25 protein-coding genes and 1 riboswitch are annotated in these 23,990 nt (G+C 40.5%); of the genes, 14 read left to right on the plus strand and 11 right to left on the minus strand.

The window, feature by feature from the left end:
* Window positions 1-77: 77 nt before the first annotated feature.
* The 5 genes from RBH88_RS10660 to RBH88_RS10680 all read right to left on the minus strand — a co-directional run bounded on the left by RBH88_RS10660 (window position 78) and on the right by RBH88_RS10680 (window position 5,382).
* The gene (locus tag RBH88_RS10660; protein WP_213692206.1) at window positions 78-1,163 is read right to left on the minus strand and encodes an NAD/NADP-dependent octopine/nopaline dehydrogenase family protein; all 1,086 of its coding nucleotides are present in this window, start codon (window positions 1,161-1,163) and stop codon (window positions 78-80) included.
* A 161-nt stretch (window positions 1,164-1,324) separates the two neighbouring features.
* Window positions 1,325-2,332, minus strand: a complete 1,008-nt coding sequence (dctP, locus tag RBH88_RS10665) for a TRAP transporter substrate-binding protein DctP (RefSeq protein ID WP_307879629.1) — start codon at window positions 2,330-2,332, stop codon at window positions 1,325-1,327.
* A 75-nt stretch (window positions 2,333-2,407) separates the two neighbouring features.
* Entirely contained in the window at window positions 2,408-3,511 is a 1,104-nt protein-coding gene (locus RBH88_RS10670; protein ID WP_307879630.1) for an NAD/NADP-dependent octopine/nopaline dehydrogenase family protein, read from the minus strand.
* Window positions 3,512-3,530: 19 nt separating this feature from the next.
* Window positions 3,531-4,835: a TRAP transporter large permease gene (locus RBH88_RS10675; RefSeq protein ID WP_307879631.1), complete on the minus strand. Its 1,305-nt coding sequence runs from the start codon at window positions 4,833-4,835 to the stop codon at window positions 3,531-3,533.
* A gap of 1 nt (window position 4,836) precedes the next feature.
* On the minus strand, window positions 4,837-5,382 hold the full coding sequence (locus RBH88_RS10680) for a TRAP transporter small permease (RefSeq protein ID WP_213692208.1): 546 nt from the start codon (window positions 5,380-5,382) through the stop codon (window positions 4,837-4,839).
* 298 nt (window positions 5,383-5,680) lie between these two features.
* On the opposite strand from RBH88_RS10680, the gene RBH88_RS10685 reads away from it, so the two are divergent.
* The 5 genes from RBH88_RS10685 (at window position 5,681) to RBH88_RS10705 (ending at window position 9,558) form a co-directional block, all read left to right on the plus strand.
* Window positions 5,681-6,403, plus strand: a complete 723-nt coding sequence (locus RBH88_RS10685) for a FadR/GntR family transcriptional regulator (RefSeq protein ID WP_213692209.1) — start codon at window positions 5,681-5,683, stop codon at window positions 6,401-6,403.
* Between the two features lie 181 nt (window positions 6,404-6,584).
* Window positions 6,585-7,340 (plus strand): transporter substrate-binding domain-containing protein, encoded by a 756-nt coding sequence (locus RBH88_RS10690; protein ID WP_213692210.1) that lies wholly within the window; start codon window positions 6,585-6,587, stop codon window positions 7,338-7,340.
* Window positions 7,341-7,437: 97 nt separating this feature from the next.
* The gene (locus tag RBH88_RS10695; RefSeq protein WP_213691478.1) at window positions 7,438-8,109 is read left to right on the plus strand and encodes an amino acid ABC transporter permease; all 672 of its coding nucleotides are present in this window, start codon (window positions 7,438-7,440) and stop codon (window positions 8,107-8,109) included.
* 5 nt (window positions 8,110-8,114) lie between these two features.
* Window positions 8,115-8,894, plus strand: a complete 780-nt coding sequence (locus RBH88_RS10700; RefSeq protein WP_374047609.1) for an amino acid ABC transporter ATP-binding protein — start codon at window positions 8,115-8,117, stop codon at window positions 8,892-8,894.
* Window positions 8,887-9,558: an amino acid ABC transporter permease gene (locus RBH88_RS10705; RefSeq protein WP_307879633.1), complete on the plus strand. Its 672-nt coding sequence runs from the start codon at window positions 8,887-8,889 to the stop codon at window positions 9,556-9,558. Before RBH88_RS10700 ends, RBH88_RS10705 begins: the two co-directional genes overlap by 8 nt.
* On the opposite strand, the gene RBH88_RS10710 is transcribed toward RBH88_RS10705, so the two are convergent.
* The gene (locus RBH88_RS10710) at window positions 9,555-10,580 is read right to left on the minus strand and encodes a molybdopterin-binding protein (protein WP_307879634.1); all 1,026 of its coding nucleotides are present in this window, start codon (window positions 10,578-10,580) and stop codon (window positions 9,555-9,557) included. The genes RBH88_RS10705 and RBH88_RS10710 overlap by 4 nt on opposite strands.
* 12 nt (window positions 10,581-10,592) lie before the next feature.
* Entirely contained in the window at window positions 10,593-11,510 is a 918-nt protein-coding gene (locus RBH88_RS10715; protein WP_213695341.1) for a ketopantoate reductase family protein, read from the minus strand.
* A 142-nt stretch (window positions 11,511-11,652) separates the two neighbouring features.
* Between RBH88_RS10715 and RBH88_RS10720 the strand changes: the two genes are divergently transcribed.
* The 6 genes from RBH88_RS10720 to RBH88_RS10745 all read left to right on the plus strand — a co-directional run bounded on the left by RBH88_RS10720 (window position 11,653) and on the right by RBH88_RS10745 (window position 17,404).
* Entirely contained in the window at window positions 11,653-12,534 is an 882-nt protein-coding gene (locus tag RBH88_RS10720; protein ID WP_213692014.1) for a phosphate ABC transporter substrate-binding protein, read from the plus strand.
* 90 nt (window positions 12,535-12,624) lie between these two features.
* Window positions 12,625-13,491, plus strand: coding sequence for a phosphate ABC transporter permease subunit PstC (gene pstC / locus RBH88_RS10725; protein ID WP_213699448.1), 867 nt, complete (start codon window positions 12,625-12,627; stop codon window positions 13,489-13,491).
* Window positions 13,488-14,330: a PstA family ABC transporter permease gene (locus RBH88_RS10730; RefSeq protein WP_307879635.1), complete on the plus strand. Its 843-nt coding sequence runs from the start codon at window positions 13,488-13,490 to the stop codon at window positions 14,328-14,330. Before pstC ends, RBH88_RS10730 begins: the two co-directional genes overlap by 4 nt.
* A gap of 2 nt (window positions 14,331-14,332) precedes the next feature.
* Complete coding sequence (locus RBH88_RS10735) at window positions 14,333-15,091, plus strand: phosphate ABC transporter ATP-binding protein (protein ID WP_307879636.1); 759 nt, start codon at window positions 14,333-14,335, stop codon at window positions 15,089-15,091.
* Between the two features lie 21 nt (window positions 15,092-15,112).
* A riboswitch (Fluoride riboswitch) is annotated at window positions 15,113-15,179 on the plus strand.
* Between the two features lie 50 nt (window positions 15,180-15,229).
* Window positions 15,230-16,399 (plus strand): cation:proton antiporter, encoded by a 1,170-nt coding sequence (locus RBH88_RS10740; protein WP_213692018.1) that lies wholly within the window; start codon window positions 15,230-15,232, stop codon window positions 16,397-16,399.
* Window positions 16,400-16,432: 33 nt separating this feature from the next.
* Entirely contained in the window at window positions 16,433-17,404 is a 972-nt protein-coding gene (locus RBH88_RS10745) for a biotin--[acetyl-CoA-carboxylase] ligase (protein ID WP_307879637.1), read from the plus strand.
* Here RBH88_RS10745 and bioB read toward each other — a convergent pair.
* Complete coding sequence (bioB, locus tag RBH88_RS10750; protein WP_307879638.1) at window positions 17,386-18,366, minus strand: biotin synthase BioB; 981 nt, start codon at window positions 18,364-18,366, stop codon at window positions 17,386-17,388. The two genes, RBH88_RS10745 and bioB, sit on opposite strands and share 19 nt — an antisense overlap.
* A gap of 217 nt (window positions 18,367-18,583) precedes the next feature.
* Here bioB and RBH88_RS10755 point away from each other — a divergent pair, with 217 nt between their 5' ends.
* The gene (locus tag RBH88_RS10755; protein ID WP_213692021.1) at window positions 18,584-19,831 is read left to right on the plus strand and encodes a putative DNA modification/repair radical SAM protein; all 1,248 of its coding nucleotides are present in this window, start codon (window positions 18,584-18,586) and stop codon (window positions 19,829-19,831) included.
* Entirely contained in the window at window positions 19,828-20,628 is an 801-nt protein-coding gene (locus RBH88_RS10760; protein ID WP_213692022.1) for a TIGR03915 family putative DNA repair protein, read from the plus strand. The genes RBH88_RS10755 and RBH88_RS10760 overlap by 4 nt, the downstream gene beginning before the upstream one ends.
* Here the strand turns inward: RBH88_RS10760 and RBH88_RS10765 are convergent.
* The 3 genes from RBH88_RS10765 to RBH88_RS10775 form a co-directional block, all read right to left on the minus strand.
* Entirely contained in the window at window positions 20,612-22,225 is a 1,614-nt protein-coding gene (locus tag RBH88_RS10765) for a Na/Pi cotransporter family protein (protein ID WP_213692023.1), read from the minus strand. The genes RBH88_RS10760 and RBH88_RS10765 overlap by 17 nt on opposite strands.
* Window positions 22,226-22,361: 136 nt before the next feature.
* On the minus strand, window positions 22,362-23,150 hold the full coding sequence (locus RBH88_RS10770) for an inositol monophosphatase family protein (RefSeq protein ID WP_213692024.1): 789 nt from the start codon (window positions 23,148-23,150) through the stop codon (window positions 22,362-22,364).
* A 20-nt stretch (window positions 23,151-23,170) separates the two neighbouring features.
* Window positions 23,171-23,425: a hypothetical protein gene (locus RBH88_RS10775; RefSeq protein ID WP_213692025.1), complete on the minus strand. Its 255-nt coding sequence runs from the start codon at window positions 23,423-23,425 to the stop codon at window positions 23,171-23,173.
* Window positions 23,426-23,653: 228 nt separating this feature from the next.
* Between RBH88_RS10775 and RBH88_RS10780 the strand changes: the two genes are divergently transcribed.
* The gene (locus tag RBH88_RS10780; RefSeq protein WP_307880086.1) at window positions 23,654-23,950 is read left to right on the plus strand and encodes a DUF6262 family protein; all 297 of its coding nucleotides are present in this window, start codon (window positions 23,654-23,656) and stop codon (window positions 23,948-23,950) included.
* The last annotated feature ends 40 nt before the right edge of the window (window positions 23,951-23,990 follow it).

Here is a 23,990-nt window from a genome sequence, read left to right on the forward strand (position 1 = left end):
CTCTACTTATAAAAAATAAAAGGAACTCTTTTTATCAACAATTGAAAATGTTGATAAAAAGAGTTCCTCTCAGATTGCTATGATATTAGCTTTATAATCTCATCAATTGACAGATTTGCTACTCCAAGGGATTCGGGAGTCGTTCCCTTTTCAATATAATCCGTGCCATGAAGGAAAGAAGTCATACGGATAGCTAGATCTGAAACAGGAGTTTCCATTCCAGCTTTATTTGCAAAAAGGCTTATTGGAACCAAGACGCCAGGAACATCTTCAGTTAAATATCTTCCTTTTACATTTTGGCCTACCAAATCTCTATAAGGTGTATCTTCACTATTTACATACTCGTAAATAGATTGGGAATCATTTTGACCGTAATACATCTTCAACTGAGAAAGGCACGTTTGTAAGTTAAGACCTAACTTTGCACCAATAGCCATTCGTTCATCATCTAGCTCTTTCATTTTTTCAGAGATAGATGGGGTTATTCCGTCCATATAATGTCTGTAAGTCTTACCATTTTTTTCAATTTCCCCATAATTGAAAAGAACTGGAAATGGGTGAAGTGTATAGTTTATGTTATCAAAATCTATTTCAAGAAGGTTTTGGGCCGGAAGATATTCTACATATCCCTTGAATACATCATTCATTACATCAAGCATTTCGGCATTCATAGATTGAGGAGAAGTTCCCATTTTCATTTGAAACTTTTTTTTGTAAACCATGACCGTATTATATGTATCAATTCTGCAGGCATATGGCATTGAAGCTGTCTCTGAGATAGATATTTTCTTTTCGACTCCAGCTTCTTTCATCATTTTTTTAAGACGCAAACCACTAAAGTTGCCAGGAACAACAATCACATTCTGACCATCTTCAAGATAAGGAATCATCTTTCTAAAAATAGGCTCATGGGCAAAAGATGGAACAATAACAAGGATATAATCGGCACCATCCATAGCCTCTTTGATATCCATGGTTACTCCTGCCAACTTGCCACCTACCTGTATATCACCTTCAAGGAACATCTCTTTTTCTTCTCTCAATTTGAGATAGTCTTCTGTTGCTTCAAGGGGTTCCCACATGACGACAGGATACCCTTTGGCTGCTATTTGAGCACACCACGCTCTGGCGCCGTTGCCACTTCCAAGAATAGTAAATTTCATTTGGATTTCCCCCTATAATGAATTTAAAAAATTATCCTAATTTCATAACATCCTATATTTGATCAGTTTCAAAAAAAGAAGAAGCTTCATTACCTTATTCTTGTCGCAGTTACAGTAGGAATCTGTGCCCGACCTACTGTAACTGCGTATATCACAAGAACTTACTGTATTATCGAGTCAACTACTTCCTGGGCCCACTCTTCTCCAAGATCTTTCATTATTTCGGGCCAGGCTTCAGCCTGAACTTTTTCAGCTATGACAGAAAGTTCCTCATCTGTAGGACGAACAATCTTAATGCCATAATCTTCAAGTTTTTTCTCGTTAGCAGCCTGATCTTTTTCTGCCTGAATAGCTCTCTTTGCTTCAAACTCAGCGGCAGCATCACGAACAACCTTTTTATCCTCATCGTTAAGCTTGCTGAAAAGCTCCATATTCATGTAAAGGTACCATTGCTCAAAATGAGTGTTCATAGGCAAATAATACTTAATAACATCTCTAAAGTTTGCATAGTATCCTTCCGCACCTGAACCAATAACACCATCCACAATGCCTGTCTGAATAGCTGTAAAAGCTTCAGAGAAAGGAATAGGAGTAGCTTGATACCCCTGAACATTGGCAAGAAGCTGGAATGATTTCAACGGCGGGACACGAACTTTTATCCCCTTTTTAACGTTAGGATCACCAGGTGAAACTGGATCTGCTTTTAAAGCTATACCGCCAAAATAAACCGGATAGGCAGCAAGATATTGAATATCCTGTTTTGCAAAGAGCTCTGCAGCTACATTCATAAGAGGACTTCCTGTTGCGTAATTTTTCTTTGCGCCTTCCCAGTTCTTTACAAGGTAGGGAAGATTAAGAATCTGAATTCTCTTGTCTGCGGCTACTCCAGGTGGCTGACAAGCCATCTCTATAGCGCCAACTCCTACGCGCTCGTGTACAACGGTATAGTCACCAAGCTGGCTAGCCGGATAGATTTCAATTTTTATACGCCCATTGGAATCTTCGAAAACCTTATCAGCAAACCAATGAAGGTCATTATCAATAGCCGTCCCCTGGGGACGTACGTGAGATAATTTCCAGACATACTTGGGTTTGTTCGCTGCAACACTTGCTGTCGCCATTGCAAAAATCATTGCAAAAATGGTCAAAGACATTACAAGTTTCTTCACTGCATATCGCCTCCTCCAAATTTTTTGCTCTCTCGTTTTCATTTTTTGAAAACGTTACGGCCCTTTCATAAATTCTTACCTGCGTTCCCCACAATTCACGAAATTCAAAACTTCCTGAGCTCCCAAGCCTTGTAATCCGAGGCAAGAGAAATTTCGACCAATCTCTAAATAATCTTCATCTGTTAAAGATGAAAGAAGTGTGATAACACTATCGATAATGGGTGTTTCAACGCCTGCAGCACGTGCAAAACTTACAACAGGTACCAAAAGATTTGGAACATCTTCTGTAATATACCGATGCCTTACCTGTTTGGGAGCGTCTGCTCCGTGCCCCGCATAAATGGGGTTTTTCGAAAGAAGTTCATGCATGGAATTGCCCTGCACAGGATACGTTTTTTTAACCCATTCTGTAGCTCTTTCAAGATTCATGCCATAAGCCTTACCAACGGCAACTCTTTCCGAATCCATAAGTTCTTGAAGTTTGCCTACAGTGGGAGTAACGCCATCACAATAAAATCTGAAATCTCCCTGAGTCGACTCAATCCTGCCTATATTGAGAAGAACAGCTGCACAATGAACAATCATATTAAGATTTGAAAAAGCTATAGGAAGTACATTCTCCATTGTCCAAAGAGGAATAGGGAAAACATCACGTATCTCCTGCACAAGAGTTTCTGTTTTTTTACCAGGCAAAGCTGCAATAGAAAGCCCCTCTTTTAACCCCCAAACCTGAACCTTTCCAGGCTCAACCATCCTGCAGGCATATGGCAATGTATCAGTCTCCGCAAGGGTTACATCAGAAGTGACGCCTTCATCTTTTAAGAGCTTAAAAGCCTCAAGAGATCCAAAGTTCCCAGGGATAAAAACAACTTTCATCCCATCTGCAAGAAAAGGAAGAACTTCTTTCATAATTGGAATTTGGCCAAATGAAGGAACAACAATATATACGATTTCAGCTCCCTCTAAAACTTTGCCCATATCAGAAGAGGCTAACCGCAACTTTCCAAAACCTTCAATAGCTCCTGTTAATTGAATGCCTCCCGCTTTTTGAATGGGAATAAGTTTGTCAACAAATGATGGATGCTCATAAAGACTTACTTTATTACCCATCATAGCTAAGTGAGCACTTAAAGTTTGCCCCCCGTTACCTGCTCCTAAAACTGCGATTGATCTGTGCATTTGATTTTTAGCCTCCATTCTAATGAACGAATCCTAATAGCGTAGGAAGAAACATTGATAGATCAGGCCAAAACGATGTAAGGAAAACGACTGGAACATACCCTAAAAGTAACAACACCATCGCTGGTTTTATAATATCCATGAACTCAACATTACCTATTCTCATTCCCAAATACAGGATGCTCGCATAAGGAGGGGTAACGCCACCCATAGCAAGGTTTACTCCCATGATGGCAGCAAATTGTATGGGGTTGATCCCAATGCTCTGTGCCAAAGGCAGAAGAAGTGGTGCAACCAAAATAATCCCTGTTATATCGTTTACGATCATTCCTACAAAGAAAAGGAGAATATTTATGAGTATGAGAAGAATAACTTTGTTCTGTGTAACACCAAAGAGAAGTTCTACAAGGGCCTGAGGAACTCGCATCATGACAAAGGTCTGGCTCAACATGAGGCAGAAGAAAATCATTATCATAATGGCACCAACGGCCGTCGCAGAATTCCACGCAATCTTGAAGAAATTATTTTTATTAAGTCCTTTATAGATGAAAAAACCTACTGGGATAGAGTAAACAACAGCAACTCCAGCTGCTTCTGTAGGAGTCATTATTCCGCCATAAATTCCACCCAATATAATGAAAGGCATCATGAGAGCTGGCAAAGCCATCCACGTGCGACTTTTAATCTGTTTAAGTTTCTCCTGAGTAGAAAGTTTGGGTTCAATTTTAAGGTCAAACTTTTTCGCCCAAATGACATTGATAAAAGAGAAAAGAAAGGTTACGAGCAGGCCTGGTCCTATCGTAGCAAGGAAACAAGCAAGAATAGACGTTTCTGTAACCCATCCATACACAATCATGACAACACTTGGAGGGATAAGAAGACCAAGAATGGATGAATTTGTAACGAGAGCTGTAGCATATCCCCGAGGATATCCTTCCTGCTCCATTCTCGGAATAAGGATCGGGCCAACTGCGGCAACTCCGGTAAATCCACTTCCAGATATAGCACCTATAATCGCACAGCTCACAGAAGCTACAACACCAAGCCCACCACGTTTTCTCCCGACAAAGACATTTACAAAATCAAGCAGATATTTAGCTATTCCACTCTCACTCATAAGCGTTCCTGCTAATATAAATAAAGGCACACAGAGTAATACCGGGTTCGTTATTTGCCCCAATCCCCACAACATCATGCCCTTCATATTCACTCCGCCTATTAGTGCCATGTACATAAGACTTCCACCAAAACAGAAAGGAAGAGAGACACCTAATGTCAATAAAACGACAAGAACTACCAGCGCTCCAATTGCTACACTCATCATGTTAAATTTCTCCTCCCTCTACTTCAGCTTCAAGAAGATCCTGGCCGCCGCCATTTTTAAAGATATTAAAGTTATGGAAAATTTCGATAGCCGTATAGAACGTCATGACGATCATTCCAATGAAAACAGCAGCTTCCGAATAGATCAGGGGGATATACAACGTAGCGCTTACCTTCTGCATTCTGAGAGAATATTTGAGGAAATCGTATGCCCAATAGTTGAGCCACAAAATAATGACAAAAGATAATACTGATGCCAACATTCTGATGAAGAAGATCGTCTTTTCTTTTTTAACAAAGACTTCAAGAACTCTAGCTACAATCTGTGTTCTCTCACTTGAAGCGTTGATCGCGCCAATAAAATAGAGCCAGACTGTGGGGAAAAGAAGTATTTCCTCTATTCCCATGAGAGGAGCCTTAAAAACGTATCGCAAAAGTACCTGCGCAAAAACCAGAGCCGTTACAATCATCATCAAGATAAATAGTAAGAGATGCTGAATTGACTCTAATTTTCCGAGTAAGCCTGAGCCGTTATTGCTTCCTAACAAAATTACCCCCTCCTTATTTATTAAGAAATATCCCCATTTATTTGTGCAGAAAATAACAATGTACTATCTTCATGTTATCCTAATGTAGGATGATTGGAATAGTTGACATAATAGTATCAGCTCTGAAAAGTGTCAATATCACAAACTTTGGATAATGTATACCTATGTTATTTTAATACGATTATTCTGATCTAGAAGATGGGATATTCATATCTTGATATTTTCACATCTTTATGTTTTAGTTTTCACTTCCTAATGATATATTTATGACAATACATCTTCGAGAGGTGTGACTTCAGTGATAAAACCAGCAAGCAGAACAACTCTTTACCAAGAGGTCCTCAAACAAATGGTAGCGGCCATAAAAGAGGGCATATGGGTGGCAGGGGAGAAAATTCCTAGCGAAATGGAACTGGCAGAACTGTTTCAGGTTGGAAGAAATAGTATAAGGGAAGCAACAAAAGCTTTAGCCATCTTTGGCATTGTAGAGTCAAAACCTGGGCAAGGGACATTTGTTTCTCCAGACGCATTGCGAAAGATAAGCAATAACGAACTCATGAACTATATCTCTGATGATTCTTCATGGAAGGAGCTCATGCAAGTTCGGCTTTTGCTTGAGGTGCAAGCTGCCTATTGGGCTGCTGAAAATGCTACCGATGAAGATATTCAAAAGCTTTATACGATTATGGATTTAAGTACAGATGGGGGAACAAACGTTCGCCCCAGAGATCTAGATCACTTAAAGTATCATAGTGATTTCCATGAAGCTATTGCTGAAATAGGTGGAAATAGTCTTGTTTTGAAGTTACTACGATCTATTCGAAATGAAATAGACACGCAACGGCATAAATATCTTGATATAACAGAAGAAGACTGGAATAGAATGATGGAAGAACATAGGCAAATTGTGGAATATATACGAAACCATGAACCTCAAAAAGCAAGTCAGGCCATGCGTGAACACTTACTTAAAGGTTTATATAACGTAATACGCAATGAAGAGGAAGAAGATAAAGAATAGTTCAATATGCACAATACATGCCATTTTTTATAATTCATTTTTGTTGATACCCCCAACCCATCTTGTCTGTGCCTTTGGTTGACAGCTTTTTATTCTTTCACTATAATCTTTATTCGACTGGCACTTTAGCGTGATGAATTATCATCGAGAAAAATAATTATTTCGTTGAGGGGGTATAAGGATGAAGAAGTTAAGTGCTCTTTTTTTATGTTGTCTCTTCATAGTTTTAGGTGCAAGTGGCTTACTTGCCGCTGAGAAAAAAACCTATATTGTGGGAATTGATGGGGATTACTATCCCTACTCTTTTGTCGGACAAGACGGTAAGCCTACCGGTTTTGATGTGGAATCTATTGAGTGGATCGCTAATGAGATGGGGTTCGAAGTAAAAGTTCAACCTATGGCGTGGGATGGAATTATCCCTGCTCTTCTTGCAAAAAAAATTGATATGGTTTATTCAGGCATGACAGCCTCCCCCGAACGTAGAGAAGTCGTTACATTCAGCAAAGTTTACTGGATTATCAACCAGGCTGTCTGTGTCCAAAATAAATCTGATATCCACATGGGAAATCTTTTTGATGGCAAACATACCATTGGTACTCAGCGCGGTTGTACTGCTGCCATGTGGCTTGAAGACAACCTTGTAAAGACTGGAATTATTCCGAAAGAAAACCTTAAACTTTATGACAATTTCCCTCTGGCAGCCAAAGATCTCGAAAATGGTCGAATCGACGCAGCTATGATGGATGATGTTATCGTTGCCAAGGCTGTGGAAGGTAAGTCTCTCAAGGTTATTGGAACAATCTCCACTGGAGAGGAATATGCTGTTGCAATGCGAAAAGAAGACAAAGATCTTCAGGCTCTCATCAATGAGGGACTCGATAAGTTGATGACTTCCCCAAAATGGAACGAGCTTAAAGTAAAATATAAAATGTTTTAATCCGCTTTACCTCTGTTCATCATTATTTGAGCTAAAAGGGGAATGTCTTTCATTCCCCTTTTTTATGTTACGATTTAGATAAGGGAGAATTTTAAAAATGGAAAGTATTACCGTAGTCATTGAATCCTTACCCTATTTGCTTCAAGGAACTCTCGTTACGTTACGAATAGTTGCCCTGGCCTTGGCTCTAGGACTCTGCATGGGGCTTCCTTTAGCTGTTGCCCAAGTTTATGGTTCTCTCTTTTTACAGAGAATCGTAAAGGGATATGTATGGATTTTTCGCGGTCTCCCTAATCTTGTTCTTCTCTTCTTATTTTTCTTCGGCATTTTCCCCTCTCTCGGAATAGACGCTTCCGCGTTCTTTACAGCTGTCGTTGTTTTGGGACTGCGAAGTGCTGCTTATCAATCGCAGATATTCAGAGGAAGCATCCTCTCTCTCGGAGAGGGACAAATGTTAGCTGCCCGTTCATTGGGGATGAGCAAAATACAGGCTGTTACATGGATTATTTTGCCCCAGGCCATTCGCTTAGCCCTGCCTGGTTGGTCAAATGAATATCCCATTCTACTGACTGATTCTTCTGTAACATACGCTATAGGCGTTCTTGAAATTTTGACACGGGCAAACCTTGTTGTCTCTCGAACATATCAGCCCATGCCTATATTTTTAACATGTGCCATTATATTTATTCTTCTTAATTATGGCGGAATGCGGCTGCTTCACTTTGTAGAAAATAAATTAAGAATTCCCGGATATGGAAATGGAGAATAATCATGATGAGTGATAAAACAGAAAATGTTATTTTACGTGTAGAAAATATCCATAAAACATACGGTGGAATAGAAGTGTTGAAAGGCATTTCTTTCTCTGTCAAAAAAGGAGAAACAAAGGTTTTTATCGGTCCTTCAGGTACTGGTAAAAGTACTTTGCTACGCTGTATCAATCAGCTCACGATTCCTGATTCTGGACAAATCTGGCTCCACGGGGAAGAAGTCACTCATTCAAAAAAGAACATTAATCTTTTTCGCCAAAAAATGGGAATGGTCTTCCAAAACTTTTATCTTTTTGACCATCTCACAGCACTTCGTAATGTAGAGATAGCCCTTATAAAGGTCAAAGGAATGGATAAAAAAACTGCACGGGAAAAGGCTATGCAGGAACTTGAGCGTGTCGGAATGGCTGCTTTTACTGACCACTATCCCTCCCAGCTTTCTGGTGGGCAAGCTCAGAGGGTTTCTATAGCAAGGGCATTAGCTATGGATCCTGACGTTATGCTGTTTGACGAACCAACATCAGCGCTAGACCCCGAACTTATCGGCGAAGTGCTTGAAGTTATGCGTGATCTTGCAAAAGCTGGCATGACAATGCTCGTTGTTACCCATGAAATGGGCTTTGCCTGTTCCGTAGCAAATGAAATTATGTTTATGGAAGAAGGAAAAATCTTAGAAAGCGGATCGCCAGAAACGTTACTTAATACGCCTCAATACGAACGAACTCGTCAATTTTTACGGAAATTGATGGATTTATATGGAGAGCTGGGGAAAAGCAATGAATAGTCTGCTTTTTATTCAACAGGATGTGTTGCCAGCCTTACTAGAAGGGCTCGTAATGACCGTAAAGCTTATAATCGCCTCAATCCCCTTTGGATTAGTTACAGGAACATGTGTAGCTCTTGGACGTATTTACGGCAATAAGCCTATATCATTTCTCTGTAAGCTCTACGTTATTTTTTTTAAGGGAACTCCCCTCTTAATACTTCTTTTTATGCTCTATTTCGGCCTTCCATCCTTTGGTATTGCTTTAAGTCCTTTTGCTGCGTCTGTTTTGGGCTTTGTCCTCTGCAACGGAGCATATAACTCCGAATATATCCGCGGAGCTATTCAATCTGTTAAAGGCGGACAACTTATTGCGGCCCAGGCACTAGGCATGACTCGTCGACAGGCAATATGGAATATCATTTTGCCGCAAGCGCTTAGACGCGCCATTCCAGGCTGTTCAAATGAAATGATTTACCTTATAAAATACTCTTCGTTAGCCTATATGCTTACTTACATTGAACTTACAGGCGCCGGAAAGATCGTAGCTGCCAGATCATTTAGATATACCCTTGTCTTCACCGTTGTTGGCATCATGTATCTCATAATGGTCTCTTTCGCAAGCTGGCTCCTCTCTCTTTTAGAAAAAAAGCTATATATACCAGGCTGGAGTCAGCATCGTTAATGCATTCTTGAAGCAAAAGAGCAAACTGGATAAAAACATGTTGTGCAACTTCGGCATAGTCCTCCTACGCCCCAACGGCGTATCTCTTTCTGAATAGGAACAACTCCCGCAAACAGACGATCAAGAATGAGGTCTAAAGATGTGTGATGACAAGCGACAACACATGCCGGAGCACCGATAATATATGATTCATTTGTTCTGGCCAACATTAGGTTCGATCCTGGCAGTACGGGTATTCCTCGGAAAATGACATCATCGGCAATGTTGACAATTGCCTCTGGAGTTCGATCTTCAACATCAATACTCATTCCGCCAGTACAAATAATAATAGACGTCTCTTCTGCTAAAAAGCTGCGCACGGCTTTTGTTATTTCATCTTTTGAATCTCCCACTACAGAGTGCCCCGCAAAAGAAGCCCCATAAAACTGAATTTTCTTCCTTAATTGAGGTTCAAAAGCATCTTGCACAAGACCTTCAGCAATTTCTTTACCTGTAGTTACAAGGGCAACAGAATATGGTCTGAAGGGTAACACAGAGACAGGAGTCGCTAGTTTTTCTACTCGAGCAACCTGATCTTCCTTAACAATAAGAGGAGCAATTCTGAAGGAAGCCACACGCTCGCCTTTTTCTACAGAAATATTTGGCGGTAATGTAGCAAGAACCCAATCGGTATCTTCATTAATGGCATGTACAACCTCTTCATCAAAGGAAAGCAACCCTCTGTGAGTTGCAAAAAGAGAACATTTTCCCTCACTTGGTCCCTCTAACATCAGTCCAGATCCTTGTAGGCATCTTGCAAGGCGAAGAGACGCATCATCTTCATGAACCTCTCCTTCTTCAAGCAAGAGAACTGCCAGTTCCTCCCGCCCCATTGATCGAAGAATTGGAACATCTTCTTTTCTTATCTGGTGTCCCCGACAAAAACGAGCCCCCTTAAAACCATTTACCACATCCACTTGCGTTACATCATGAGATAAATGAAGCCCAACTGATTCAGAAACAGGAACTGTATGTACCTTCATGGGGTTCCTCCTCTACATTTTCAGCAATTCCTCATATACTCTCTCATAAACAGGAAGGGAAATTCCTTCATCTTGCGCCAAACGGACTACCGCTCCGACAAAAGTTTCCAATTCTGTAGAGCGACCTTTTGAAGCATCAAGTTCCATGGAAGAACGTGTATGAGGCGGAAAAGATTCTGCCTGAGCCAGAGCTTTGGCTACTGCATCATCGGGAAGGGCAACATTCCTTTTCTTTGCAAGATAACATATTTCCTTCATAAGATCGACAACCAGGTCACGACTTGTCTTCGCAGAAAGCACCGTTCCAAAATTCTCTGCTTTAAGAGTTGTAACAATCGCCATAGGACTCATAAAAATAAACTTTGTCCAAACTGCCCGATCTATGTCTTTGACCAATTCAAATAAAATGCCGGCGTTTTTCATCATATTTTCAAAAGGTAAATGCTTTTCAATGTCTCTATCTAATGGGCCTACTACCATTTTGCAGCTGCCCCCAACTTGCCTGATCACACCAGGGGATTCGATATATGCAGAAATGTAGACACATCCATTAAAGGGAATGCCCGTGAGTTTTTCTTTCTGAAGAATATCTACATTGTCTACACCATTCCCAAGTGGAATCAAAAGTGTTTTATCATGACACAAGGGATATACACTCTTTGCCAGAGAGGGCAAATCGTAGCCTTTGACAGCGAAAAAAATGACATCCACGAGACCTATCTCTTGAGGGCAATCCGAAATAATGTGAGGATGAGCGATAAAAGATTCATGAGGCGTTGTCACTTTTAGCCCTTTTTTCTGAATACTTTCCATATGCTCTCCCCGACATAAAAAGCAAATCTCGTGCTCCGATGACGCTGAGTAAGCAGCAGCAAGACGTCCTCCGAAATATCCTCCTACTCCGCCTAGTCCGGCAATACAGATACGCATAGAGAGACACTCCCTTCATTAATTTGCCTTTTTCATTCTATTATATTCGACATTATTGTGATCACATAGACAAAGTTATCTTTACAGATTACAATAGTCCAACATAAACTATAGGCATACTATTTATAGGAGGGAATTATAATTGAATAAGATTTTTCGTTTTTTATTCGCTTCTGTCATGATTATGAGTCTTATTATTGCGGGAAACCAGCTCGCTGTAGCCGCAGATGGTCAGATTTTCTTTAAAGGGTCATCTACTCTTGCCCCAGTTGTTTCACAAGTGGCACAGCAGTTTATGGGAAAATATGGTACATGGAATAAAGTTGAGGCATCTCTTCCCGACGCCAAAATCGAAATTTTTGTCTCCGGGGGCGGTTCTGGAGAAGGGGTAAAAGCCGTTCTTGATGGAACAAGTAATTTTGGTATGACAGCTCGTGCCGTTAAAGCAGAAGAGAAAGAAGCAATCGGAGATTATCACGAGTTCCATATTGGGACAGACGCTCTGACCATTTCGGTTCACCCTGACAATAAGGTCTGTCAGATAAAGCCCAACCTCACTAAAGATGAATTGATTAAAATCTTTAGCGGCGAATACAAAACATGGAACGATCTTGATCCGACATTACCTAAAGAAGAAATTGTTGTTGTTATTCGAGATATTGGCGGTGGAGCTCACGAAGTCTTCCAGAAAAGTGTTATGGGAAAAGTAGATGTAACACCCAATGCGATTCAATCTCCATCTATGGGAGCTCTCGTTACCAAAGTCATGGAAAACAAAAATGCCATCGGTTACGCTTCTTTTGGCATGGTTAATGTAAACAAAGGGAAAATTATTCCTCTTAAAGTTGATGGAGTGGAACCTACCGTTGAAAATATTCTTAATGGAACATATTATGTTTCACGGCCACTTCTTATCGTCAAGAAAGGGAATATGTCTCCTATAGAAAAGGCTTTTATTGATGAACTACTTTCTGCTGAAGGCATGAAAATTGTGGAGCAGATGGGATTCGTACCTGCAAAGTAAAATGTGCCTTTGGTCATTAAGGTTTTCTCAAGGCCGGGGGGAATCCTCTCCGGCCTTTTCTCATAGCTATGCGAGGAGGCTTTTGAGAGCGTGAAAAAAGAACGAATTTTTGTATGGACTTGCAAGGCTATTACATTGCTGGCTATTTCTTTTTTATTCTTTATCTTTCTTTTTATTGCAAAAGAAAGCTTTATATTTTTTCAGAAGACGTCACTCCTTCATTTTTTAACGGGGTCACGATGGAATCCTATTGCAGATCCACCAGCTTTCGGCCTTCAACCGATGATATGCGCCACTGTTTATGTTTCTCTTCTTGCAGCACTTATTGCTCTTCCTATCGGTGTCGGAATGGCTATTTTCCTATCGGTTTTAGCCCCACAAAAAATCCAACGGATACTTCTTCCTCTTATTGATCTCATGGCCGGTATCCCATCTGTTGTCTATGGTTTTGTAGGCCTTATGATTATTGTAAAGTTTTTTGAGACTCATTTTTCATGGTCCTCTGGAGAATCCGTACTTACCGGTTCAATTCTTTTAGCCATCATGATCTTGCCTTATATCGTCTCTACGTGCTGTGAGTCTATGACCAAAGTTCTTCATCATTATCAACAAACATCACGAGCCCTAAGTGTCTCAAAATGGCATATGATACGTTATTTAGTTATTCCTTCAGCAAAAAAGGCAATTCTAGCGGCACTAATCTTATCCCTTTCTAGAGCCATGGGCGAAACTATGGCTGTAATGATGGTGATTGGGAACAGCCCAATATTTCCTCATCTTTTTCGAAAAGCTGAGACTATACCTGCTCTCATCGCTTTGGAAATGGGGGGCGCTGCCGTTGGTAGCTTACACTATCAGGCTCTTTTCGCAGCTGGATTTATTCTCATGTTTGTACTCTTTGCCTTTAATTCTTTTTTCTTTTTTATCCGCAAGCGTATTGAGGAGGGAATAAAATGAGAAATAATAACGGCAAAACTTCTCACCTATCCCTTCGGCTCTGGCTTTTTTTAAGCGTCTTTCTTGTTATGGCGTCTTTATGCGTTATTTTTGGATATATTTTTATTCAGGGAGGAAGCGAACTTTCCCTTTCTTTCCTTACAAATATGCCACAGGGTTTTCCTTTAGGCATAGATGGAGGAATATGGCCCGCTATTGTGGGGAGTTTCTGGTTTACTACGATTGCCTGCATATTCGCCTCCTTTCTGGCTCTTCCTACAGCAATCTTTCTTGCCTTTTACGCTAAAACAACACGAATTGTATCTCTTTGCCATTTTTTCATTCACTCTATGGCTGGAATACCTTCGATTATTCTGGGGCTATTTGGTTATACGTTTTTCGTCGTTACACTTAATTTCGGCGTATCGATCTTGTCAGGAGGACTTATTCTTGGAATCATGATCTTTCCATTTATTGAGGTGCGCGTCGAAAAAACTCTTTTGGAGTTCCCCAAGAATATTATGCAGGCCTCTATTAGTTTGGGCATTACAAAAACGTGGACACTTTTTCACCTGATCCTTCCAGGGTGCATTGGCAATATTGCCAGTGCCATTGCTCTTGGAGGAAGTTTTGCTATGGGTGCAACTGCTCCTATTCTCTTCACTGGGGCAGTTCTCTTCGCTCCATCCCCCCGTTCTATTTTTTCTCCAGCAATGGCTTTGCCCAACCATCTTTATATTCTTGTAGGGCAGGGGGTATCGATTTCCAAAGCATATGGAACCGCTCTCGTGCTTATTATTCTTTTACTCGTTCTCAACATAGTGCCCCTTGTTATAAAAATGTACAGAAAGGAGAGGTAAAAATGCTCCCTATTCTCGAAATTCGTCAGCTTGCCGTTGCATTCGATAATAAAAAAATTCTTAAAAAGATCGACGCAAATTTCTACCCGCATCAAATTACAGCTATTATCGGCCCTTCCGGATGTGGAAAATCCACATTTCTCAAAAGCCTTAATCGTCTCATAGAAGACGAACGAGGGGTGTCTCTGAGCGGTCAGATTCATCTTGATGGGGAGGATACTTTTACGCTAAGTCCTGAGGAAGTACGTCGTCGTATCGGCATGGTCTTTCAATCACCTACCCCCTTTCCTCTCTCTATTTACGACAATATGGCGTACCCTTTGCGTTATCATGGACACGGCGCGAAAAAAAATAAGAAAAGCTTTGATAGCATAATTCGTAATAAACTTGAGGATGTAGGGCTTTTCGAAGAGGTCAAAGATAATCTGGCGATGAACGCGACTCTTCTTTCTGGAGGACAGCAACAAAGACTCTGTATCGCCCGAGCTCTCACTGTAGAGCCAGAAATACTGCTTCTGGACGAACCCTGTTCCTCCCTTGACGTTAAGAACACACAAAATATAGAGATGATGCTTCGCACTCTATGCCAACAATATTCTATTATCATTGTTACCCATAATCTTTTTCAGGCACGTCGTATTTCTCATCAAACACTTTTCATGCTTGATGGGGAAATTATAGAAGCAGGTTCCACAAAAGATCTTTTTGAAAATCCTCGCGATAGTAGAACAGCGGAGTATATTTCTGGCATTTACGGCTAAAGTGTTATATAATACTCGCCTATAAGAATTGGTGATGGAGTTCACCATAAATGCTATAAACGACAAAGCTGATGACTCCTACAAGTGTAAGTGCTTGTAGGAGTCATTTTTGTATTCTATATGAAGGAGTGTTTTCTCATGGCTTTTAGTCTCGCTGTTATTTTATTATTCGCTCTACCAACAAATAAAATTTTTGAAACATTGAAAATGCCCGGTTTATTGGGAACCCTACTTTTAGGTATTGCTATAGGCCCATATGGTTTAGATTGGCTTCAACCTGAACTTCTAAATGTATCAGGAGATCTAAGAAGAATCGCCCTCATTATTATTTTGTTGCGCGCAGGATTGGGAATAAATAGAGATGACTTGAAGCAGAATGGGATCGCAGCCTTAAAGATGAGTTGTTTGCCTGGTTTACTAGAAGGAGCAACCATAGCATTTATCTCAGTAAAGCTATTAGATTTTTCTTTAATTCAAGGAGGCATACTTGGTTTTATTCTTGCAGCAGTATCCCCTGCTGTAGTTGTCCCTTCTATGCTTAATTTAATTAAAAGTAAAATCGGGACAGAAAAAAGAGTTCCAAGTCTCATTATTGCAGGAGCATCCATCGACGATGTTTTTGCTATCACAATGTTAAGTGTCTTTTTAGGTTTATATAGTGGAGCAAGCATAAATATTGGCATAAAAATATTGAGTATTCCAATTTCCATATTACTAGGTTTCATGGTAGGTATTGTAGGTTTTGTTGTAGTACATATTTTTAAGAAATATCAGATGAGAGATACCCAAAAAGTCTTATTAATTTTAGCTCTTGCCGTATTGATTTCCGAACTTGAATTTCTATTTAAAACCAAAATTGAAATTGCATCATTACTTGGCGTTATGACTATGGGGTTTATCATATCGGAGAAAATACCTTCTGTTGGAGAACGTTTAGCCCAAAAACTTAACAAAATATGGATTTTTGCCGAAATCTTGCTTTTCGTCCTTGTAGGTGCCCAAGTAGACGTAACATTAGCGCTTAAAGCAGGAGGAGTAGGTATTGTTATAATTGGAATTGGATTGATCGGTAGGAGTATCGGCGTTCTTTTTTCTCTTTTGGGAACAAATCTCAATTGGAAAGAACGGCTCTTTTGCATAATTTCTTATTCCCCGAAGGCTACTGTACAAGCAGCTATGGGAGCAATACCGCTATCATTAGGGGTTGAGTCAGGAGATATTATCTTAGCTATAGCCGTATTATCTATACTTATTACTGCTCCATTAGGGGCCATCGGTATTCGATACTCCGCTAAAAAGCTTTTATAAGAAAACTAATTAAAAATTGAAGGAGCGATCCTTTTGAAAAAACACATTTTAACTCTCTTAAAACAAGCTCAGGGAAACTATGTTTCTGGACAAGACCTCTGTGAATATCTTGGTGTAAGTCGAACTGCCGTGTGGAAACATATCAATCAACTTCGTGAAGAAGGCTACGCCATCGATTCTTCTGCCCGAAAGGGGTATAGGCTTATTGATGTTCCTGATCTCTTAAACGAATATGAAGTTGAACCGTTACTAACTACAGAAAATATTGGTCATCCTATTATTCATCTAGATGAAGTCACTTCAACGAATATCGAAGCCAAAAAGCAGGCTCGTGAAGGGATAAAAGAAGGAACCGTTATCGTTGCTGAGCACCAAACCGAAGGACGGGGCCGTTCGGGAAGATCCTGGTTCTCTTCTCCTGAGTGGGCTATTCAAATGTCTTTAGTCCTTCGACCTAAAGTATCACCAGCCTTTGCCGCATCAATTACCCAGGTTGGAGCTGCTGCAGTAGCAAAAGCATTGGAAAGCCTTGGGCTTTCCCCTCAGATAAAGTGGCCCAACGACGTTCTTATTGGGGGGAAAAAAATCTGTGGAATTCTCACAGAGATGAGTTGCGAACTTGATCATATAAGCCATATTGTTATAGGAATCGGGATCAATGTAAATACTCCCTCATTCCCTGAGGAAATCGCATCTGTCGCAACGTCCGTTCGTATAGAACTGGGGGGGAAACACTGCAACAGAAAAGAGCTTATGGCTGCCGTTCTGAACGCCTTCGAGCCTCTTTATATCGACTTTTTAAAAGGGGGATCCCAGCCAGAATATCTTTCTATTTGCCGCCACCTTTCAAATCTCATGGGACAATTCATTACATATGAGACATCACAAGGAATACGTTCCGCCCAAGCTGTCGACATCGACAATATGGGACGCCTTATCATTCGTCACGAGGATGAAACAACGGAAGCTCTGCTTTCCGGAGAAGTTCATATATTAAGATCGTGAGAACGGATTTTCAACGCTGAGTCTTGAAGCATTTTCATATCGCTTTCAACTGACTCTCCTGCTGTTGTTAAATAGTCACCAGTCAAAAGGCCGTTAATTCCTCCCCGCAATCCCAAGAAGACTTTTGTGCCAAGAGCCTTTCGCCCTCCTGCATAACGGATTGTAGCTTGAGGAAGTAAAAAACGAATAAGAGCTCCCGTAAGCAAAATTTCGTCTTGGTTAAGCAATGGATTTTTTGCGAAGGGAGTTCCTTCTATAGGAGAGAGAATATTTAAAGGAAAGGAGCTCACTCCTATGTCGGCAGCTAGAGAAGCCATTTCAAGCCTATCCCGCAAGCTTTCACCTAAGCCAATAATGCCACCAGAACAAAGTTCAAGATGTGCAGAACGGGCAAAAGAAAGGCTTTTCAACTTATCTTCAATAGAATGGGTTGTACAAATAGAAGGGAAAAAACGGGGGCTCGTTTCAAGATTGCAATGATATCGTGTAAGGCCAGCCTGGGCAAGCTTTTTTGCTTGCCTTTCCGTAATAAGCCCATGGGAACCACAAAGTTTGAGAGATGTTTCTTTACTCAAACGCTGATATATACGACATAAATGTTCAAGATCACTATCGCTTAAACCTCGTCCACTTGTAACAAGTGAAAAACGATAAACACCAAGCTTTTCATAATATTTAGCAGCTCTTAAGACTTCTTCCTCGCTAATAAGAGGTGTAACATTACAAGACGTATTCCAATGAACTGATTGGGCACAAAATGCACAATTTTCGCTGCATTTTCCTGAGCGAGCATTAACAATAGAGCATAACTCGACATCTGAATGTGAACAATTTTTCGTCACTTGATCCGCTGCAGAAAGAAGAGCTGAAAGAGGTTCCTTTGAGGATAATAAAAGAAGGTCTTTTATAGGAATAGGTTTTCCAGAATATATATTGTCCAAATACACATGAAGAATACTCATAGTTCTGTCAACCCCTAACAAAATATTAGTTGACAAAACTATAAAGGCTTCATCTACCTATGTCAATTCATTTTTAATTGGGCTAATAAGAGAGAAAAGATATAATTGAGTCTGGGAGAGGAGACTCCCCGGGAATACCCCCGAAATCGCATTCCCGGGGCTGCAGCCGTCCCCAAACCATAATAACAGTATCCTCAAAGAATGGAAGAGGAGAAATATGAACACGGAAGGAAAACTTGCAATTCTTGCTGATGCAGCCAAATATGACGTGTCGTGTTCTTCCAGCGGGAGCCGGCGTAAAAATACCACAGGTGTTGGAAACGCGAGCCTGGGCGGTATCTGTCATACATGGACTTCCGATGGGAGATGCGTTTCTCTATTAAAAGTTCTCTTCTCAAATGATTGTATCTTCGACTGTGCCTACTGTGTAAACCGACGGAGTGTCGATCGCCCCAGAGCAACATTTACGCCCGAAGAACTTGCAGAACTCACCATCAATTTCTATCGTCGTAACTATATTGAAGGCCTTTTTTTGAGTTCTGGCGTTTATAAATCTCCCAACTACACAATGGAATGTCTTATACGAACATTACTTTTGCTACGGAAAAAATACAACTTCGGAGGCTATATTCATACTAAGGCTATTCCAGGTGCTGATCCGCAACTTCTTGAAATTGCAGGACAATATGCCGATCGTATGAGCGTCAATATTGAGCTTCCATCAGAAAAAAGCTTAAAACTTCTGGCTCCTCAAAAAAGTAAACAAGCCATTCTCAAACCCATGAGTTACCTTTCATCACGCATAGAGGAAAGCCTAGAAGAAAAACCCACATGGAGAGGAAAAAAGAAGCCTCTTTTTGTCCCTGCAGGGCAAAGTACCCAATTGATTGTAGGAGCAACTCCTGAAAGCGACCTTTCTATTCTTCGTCTTTCAGAAAATTTGTACTCCCGCTTTAACTTGAAAAGAGTCTATTACTCTGCCTATGTTCCAGTGTCATCAAATCCTTTGTTGCCAGCTCTTTCTTCCCCTCCACTTCTTCGAGAAAATCGAATATATCAAGCCGATTGGCTTTTGAGATTTTATAAGTTTAAAGCTGAAGAGCTGCTTGATGAAAAACAACCTCACTTTAATCTGAATATTGATCCAAAAACGGATTGGGCATTAAGAAATCTTCATTTTTTCCCTGTAGAAATCAATAAAGCTTCCTACGAGATGCTGCTCCGCATTCCTGGTATTGGCGTCATATCTGCTAAACGTATTATGACAGCCCGTAAAAATGGAATTATTCGCTTCGACCTACTCGCACGATTTGGTGTCGTTATGAAAAGAGCCCAATATTTCATTACATGTAATGGTGTCTTTCATGGAGATCGCTCTATGAATGAAAATCACCTTCGCGCACACTTTGAAGCGCCGTCAAAGAGTGATTTTGTGAAGAGGCAGCTTTTCTTATTTCAGCTATGACAACGTATATTTATGACGGCTCATTTAATGGCATGCTTTGCCTTATATTCGAAGCTGCATTACGGCAAAAAAGACCTCAAAATATTATTGCTCGGTCAAAAGAGGGACAACAAAAAAACCTTTTTGAAGGAGTTGAAGTTGAGACACGATCAAAAATTGCTCAAGCGGTCTATCACGTTCTAGAAGAACACACAAACGGGGAGACATTAATCACCGTTTTTTACGCACTTCATGCTCACCTTTCCCATATCGATTTAAGCGTCTTCAATTATCTAGAGCTTGCGTGGCAAAAAAGGAAAAACATTAACGGTCTTCTCTCTGACGAACGCGTTCTTTATATACTTGACGCACGTCGAAAAGTTTCACGTGAACGCCACATGTTCTGTGGGGTTCTTCGCTTTCGTGATGTAGGCGGTATTTACTACGCAACGATAGAACCAGAACACTATATCCTTCCCCTGCTTGGAGGGCACTTCGAAAAGCGCTTCCCTCACCAGAATTGGATTATTCATGATGTAAAACGAAGCAAAGCTCTCATATATGACCAAAGGGAATGGTATGAAACTGAATTTTCACCACGATCCATTCCTCAAAATACAAGTGACGAACAAACATACCAAGAGCTATGGAAAACCTTTTTCCATAGCGTCACTATTACCTCGCGGACTAATCGTGGCCTTCAAAAAAGAAATATGCCATTGAAATATTGGAAATATCTGACTGAAATGGAAGAAAAAATCCCGGAAACTTCACAAGAAGTCCCCGGGCAAGAAAATCTACCTAATGATGAGTTTTAGCAATATCCAACGCTATAAAAGACAAATTGTGAGCATGATCTCCTATTCGTTCGAGATTGCTCAGTATATCAATAAAGATAACACCTGCAGAAGGATTGCATTCCCCCCTGTTTAGCCGTCGAATATGGCTCTTTCGAAGGGTTTTTTCCTTTCTGTCCACTTCGACCTCTAAAACATCAATAACTTCGTGAGCTTTCTTTACATCTTCATCAGCAACCGATTCCAAACTCAATGTCACCGAAGTAAAGACGGTATTGAACATATCTTCGAATTCCGCCATAGCGACAGGAGAGAAATCGAGTCGATGTTCCTTCTTGTAATCATAGAGCTCTATCAAGTTCTGACAATGGTCTCCCACGCGTTCTATGTCACTAATGCCATTTACATAAGCAGAAAGGACAACTGATAGCTCGCTTGACAGCCCTTCTTGCCATATTTCTGCGGAATATCTGGCTATGGCATGAGTTAGTTCATTCAATATTTTTTCAGACTCATTCACTTGCTCAATCATTTTGGGATCGTCGTTCATAAAAGCTCTTTTTACATCCTGCAGCATTGAGAGCGCGATAGCTCCCATATGGGCAATTTCTTTTTTTATGGCGTCTATTGCTGCTGCTGGGGAGGCTGAAACAAGTTTGGGATCGAGAAACTGGGGACCGACACTGAGCGCGCTGCTTTTCCCTGGAACAAGTTTTTGAATGAGTTTTACAAAAGGAGAAGTAAACGGAAGGAACAAACATGTATTTGTCACATTAAAAAGAGTATGAGCATTGGCTAATTGCCTTGCAATATCTGGTGATGTTAGTGAAACTACTGTTTTAAAAAGAGGTAAGGCCATCATAAAAACGCTAACACCTATAAGGTTGAACATTACGTGAGCGGCAGCCGCTTGTTTCGCAGATCTGTTTGACCCCAAAGAAGCAATGACTGCAGTGATTGTCGTTCCTATATTATCGCCAAGAAGAATCGGAATAGCAGCGTCTAATGATAAGAGACCTTGGCTCGCCATGGCTATTGTAAGGCCGATGGTAGCGGAACTTGCCTGAACAACCATAGTTACAATTGTTCCGACTAGAACTCCAAGAAGAGGATTATGACTAAACATCATGAAAAGGTCTTGTCTCCCCCTCAAGAAATCCATTGCCCCTTCCATTGTTTGCATGCCAAGGAACAAAAGACCAAAACCAACTAAACCATTGCCTATGTACTTCTGCTTTCTGGATTTGCCAAAAACAGCCAAAATCATTCCAATACCGATAACAGGAAGGGCGAAATTTTTAATCTTAAACGCTATAATCTGAGCGATAACCGTCGTTCCTATGTTGGCTCCCATAATAACGCCTACAGCTTGCTTCAGGGTCATGAGACCCGCATGTACAAAGCTTACAGTCATTATGGTTGTTCCGCTACTGCTTTGAATAAGAACTGTTACCAATGTCCCAATAAGAACCCCACGAACAGGGGTGCTCGTGAGAGAACCTACTAACTGGCGCATTCTGTCTCCTGCCAGATCTTGCAAAGCATCGCTCATAAGCTTGATGCCAAACAAGAACAGACCAACGCCCCCTAAAACCTGAAATGCATTTGAGAGTGGCACCGCACAAATCCCTCCGAAAATAAAATTATAAAAACATCGCTTAGTGAACGTATAGTAAAAATCCACGCTAACTCTAACATACTCTACTCTAAGAATGCTAGTTTTTTCTGCTAAAAGCTACAAATCAAAAAAATTTCTACTTTAAAAATCTGCTGATAAAACTCTGCAATTCTGTATGTATCAATTTATTTGTGCAAAGAATATGCTGGTTATCGAGATCTTGTATGGGTAATCCTTTCCAATTAGACGCTTTTCCGCCAGCTTCTTCCATAAGCAAAAGTCCCGCATAAAAATCCCACGGTTTCAAATCCATTTCGAGATAGCCGTCCAAACGTCCACAAGCCACATAAGCCATGTCAAGGGAAGCAGCCCCTCGCCGCCGTACATCGTGGCACTTCTCGTAAATTTTTGTCACAATGGAAATTTCTTCTTTGCCCAATTTTTTATCGTAGGCAGTACCAAAGCCAATAAGACTTTCTGAAAGAGAGCCAGTTTGAGATACGCAAATGGGATCCCCATTTAAATAAGCCCCCTTATCTTTTACTGCAGAAAAAAACTCTTCGTTTATGGGGTCATAAATATACCCTTGTTGGATTGTGTAATTTTCAATATAGGCAAGAGAAATGGCAAAAGCCGGATACCCGTGGTAAAAATTTACTGTTCCGTCAATAGGATCAAGAACAAAAGCTTCTCTCTCCAATTGAAAGGAACTTCGAGACGAAGAAGACTCCTCTGCAATAATCATACTTCCAGGGAAAAATTTTCTTAGCTGTTCTGTGATAAAAGATTCAACCTTCATATCTGTAAACGTAGTGTAATCAGACTGAGAGCGGCGAGAAGCAATATGAGTGTCTCTCTCTTTCGTTATGATTTCTCCTGCTTCATATAAAAGAGACGTTATTATTTTTACAGTAGAATTTTCCACTCCTATTTTCTCCTTTAAAGTTACTTTTCCGTCAAAATAATAGAAACATGCTTATTTCTATGTTTTTCTGCTTTTTTTAAAAATTCAGTAACAATCTCAAAAGGCAAATTATATTCTACCGCTATCTCCGTTATATCATCCCCTATTTTTTGCCAAAAAAGGTGAGGTTTCATGGCTCTTTTTTTCTCCTCTTCACTTGGCACAATTGAATAGACCAGCAATTTTTTTCCGTTGGGAGATTCTGTTGAAACTATAATTTCCCATGAATATCTCATTATTTTTCCTCCTCGTGCCGATCCTCTCTGAAAATTGAAGGCGACCTCGATAATATAATGAAACCCTTAGGAATGAAAGGGGTAAAAAAGTTTCAATAATGCACTACTTTTTCACAATTCAATCAATAAACCTTGACCTCAGTTTTATCACGTGTTATTATTTCCCCGCTACTTCTGTAGCGAAAATGACGCATAGAATACAGAATAAAAGGAGGAAGGTGAAAGAAGCTGGGAGATAAACAAACAACAAAAAAAGAGAAAATAGAGCTTATACAGGCAGTGCAAGAAGCTCTTAAAGAATTAAAGACATCGCAACAACATATTGATTTTAAGGCTGTTTCGCAAAAATTGGGCATAGCCCGTTCTACCCTTTATCGAAATCCCATTGTAAGGGAAGAAATCACTGCTGCTCGAGAAGCATCTCGGGCCACGTCAACGTCCTTATCGGAACTCCAGGAAGAAATACGACATCTCAAAGAAAGAGTTCAAAAGCTAGAAGAACTCTCTCGTCAATGGGAGCCCTAATAAACTCCCAATTCTTTCTATCAATACGTGCATGGCGCCA

Origin of the sequence: Aminobacterium sp. MB27-C1, from assembly GCF_030908405.1 — a bacterium.
Classification (GTDB): Bacteria; Synergistota; Synergistia; order Synergistales; family Aminobacteriaceae; genus Aminobacterium.

Excerpts from the sequence above, each read along its gene's own strand:
- RBH88_RS10670 (WP_307879630.1), bottom strand. The coding sequence starts at position 3,511 with ATGCACAGATCAATCGCAGTTTTAGGAGCAGGTAACGGGGGGCAAACT.
- RBH88_RS10715 (WP_213695341.1), bottom strand. The coding sequence starts at position 11,510 with ATGCGTATCTGTATTGCCGGACTAGGCGGAGTAGGAGGATATTTCGGA.
- RBH88_RS10730 (WP_307879635.1), top strand. The coding sequence starts at position 13,488 with ATGAGAAATAATAACGGCAAAACTTCTCACCTATCCCTTCGGCTCTGG.
- RBH88_RS10740 (WP_213692018.1), top strand. The coding sequence starts at position 15,230 with ATGGCTTTTAGTCTCGCTGTTATTTTATTATTCGCTCTACCAACAAAT.
- RBH88_RS10705 (WP_307879633.1), top strand. The coding sequence starts at position 8,887 with ATGAATAGTCTGCTTTTTATTCAACAGGATGTGTTGCCAGCCTTACTA.
- RBH88_RS10775 (WP_213692025.1), bottom strand. The coding sequence starts at position 23,425 with ATGAGATATTCATGGGAAATTATAGTTTCAACAGAATCTCCCAACGGA.
- RBH88_RS10695 (WP_213691478.1), top strand. The coding sequence starts at position 7,438 with ATGGAAAGTATTACCGTAGTCATTGAATCCTTACCCTATTTGCTTCAA.
- RBH88_RS10710 (WP_307879634.1), bottom strand. The coding sequence starts at position 10,580 with ATGAAGGTACATACAGTTCCTGTTTCTGAATCAGTTGGGCTTCATTTA.
- RBH88_RS10760 (WP_213692022.1), top strand. The coding sequence starts at position 19,828 with ATGACAACGTATATTTATGACGGCTCATTTAATGGCATGCTTTGCCTT.
- RBH88_RS10690 (WP_213692210.1), top strand. The coding sequence starts at position 6,585 with ATGAAGAAGTTAAGTGCTCTTTTTTTATGTTGTCTCTTCATAGTTTTA.
- RBH88_RS10675 (WP_307879631.1), bottom strand. The coding sequence starts at position 4,835 with ATGATGAGTGTAGCAATTGGAGCGCTGGTAGTTCTTGTCGTTTTATTG.
- RBH88_RS10755 (WP_213692021.1), top strand. The coding sequence starts at position 18,584 with ATGAACACGGAAGGAAAACTTGCAATTCTTGCTGATGCAGCCAAATAT.
- bioB (WP_307879638.1), bottom strand. The coding sequence starts at position 18,366 with ATGAGTATTCTTCATGTGTATTTGGACAATATATATTCTGGAAAACCT.
- RBH88_RS10735 (WP_307879636.1), top strand. The coding sequence starts at position 14,333 with ATGCTCCCTATTCTCGAAATTCGTCAGCTTGCCGTTGCATTCGATAAT.
- RBH88_RS10700 (WP_374047609.1), top strand. The coding sequence starts at position 8,115 with ATGAGTGATAAAACAGAAAATGTTATTTTACGTGTAGAAAATATCCAT.
- RBH88_RS10660 (WP_213692206.1), bottom strand. The coding sequence starts at position 1,163 with ATGAAATTTACTATTCTTGGAAGTGGCAACGGCGCCAGAGCGTGGTGT.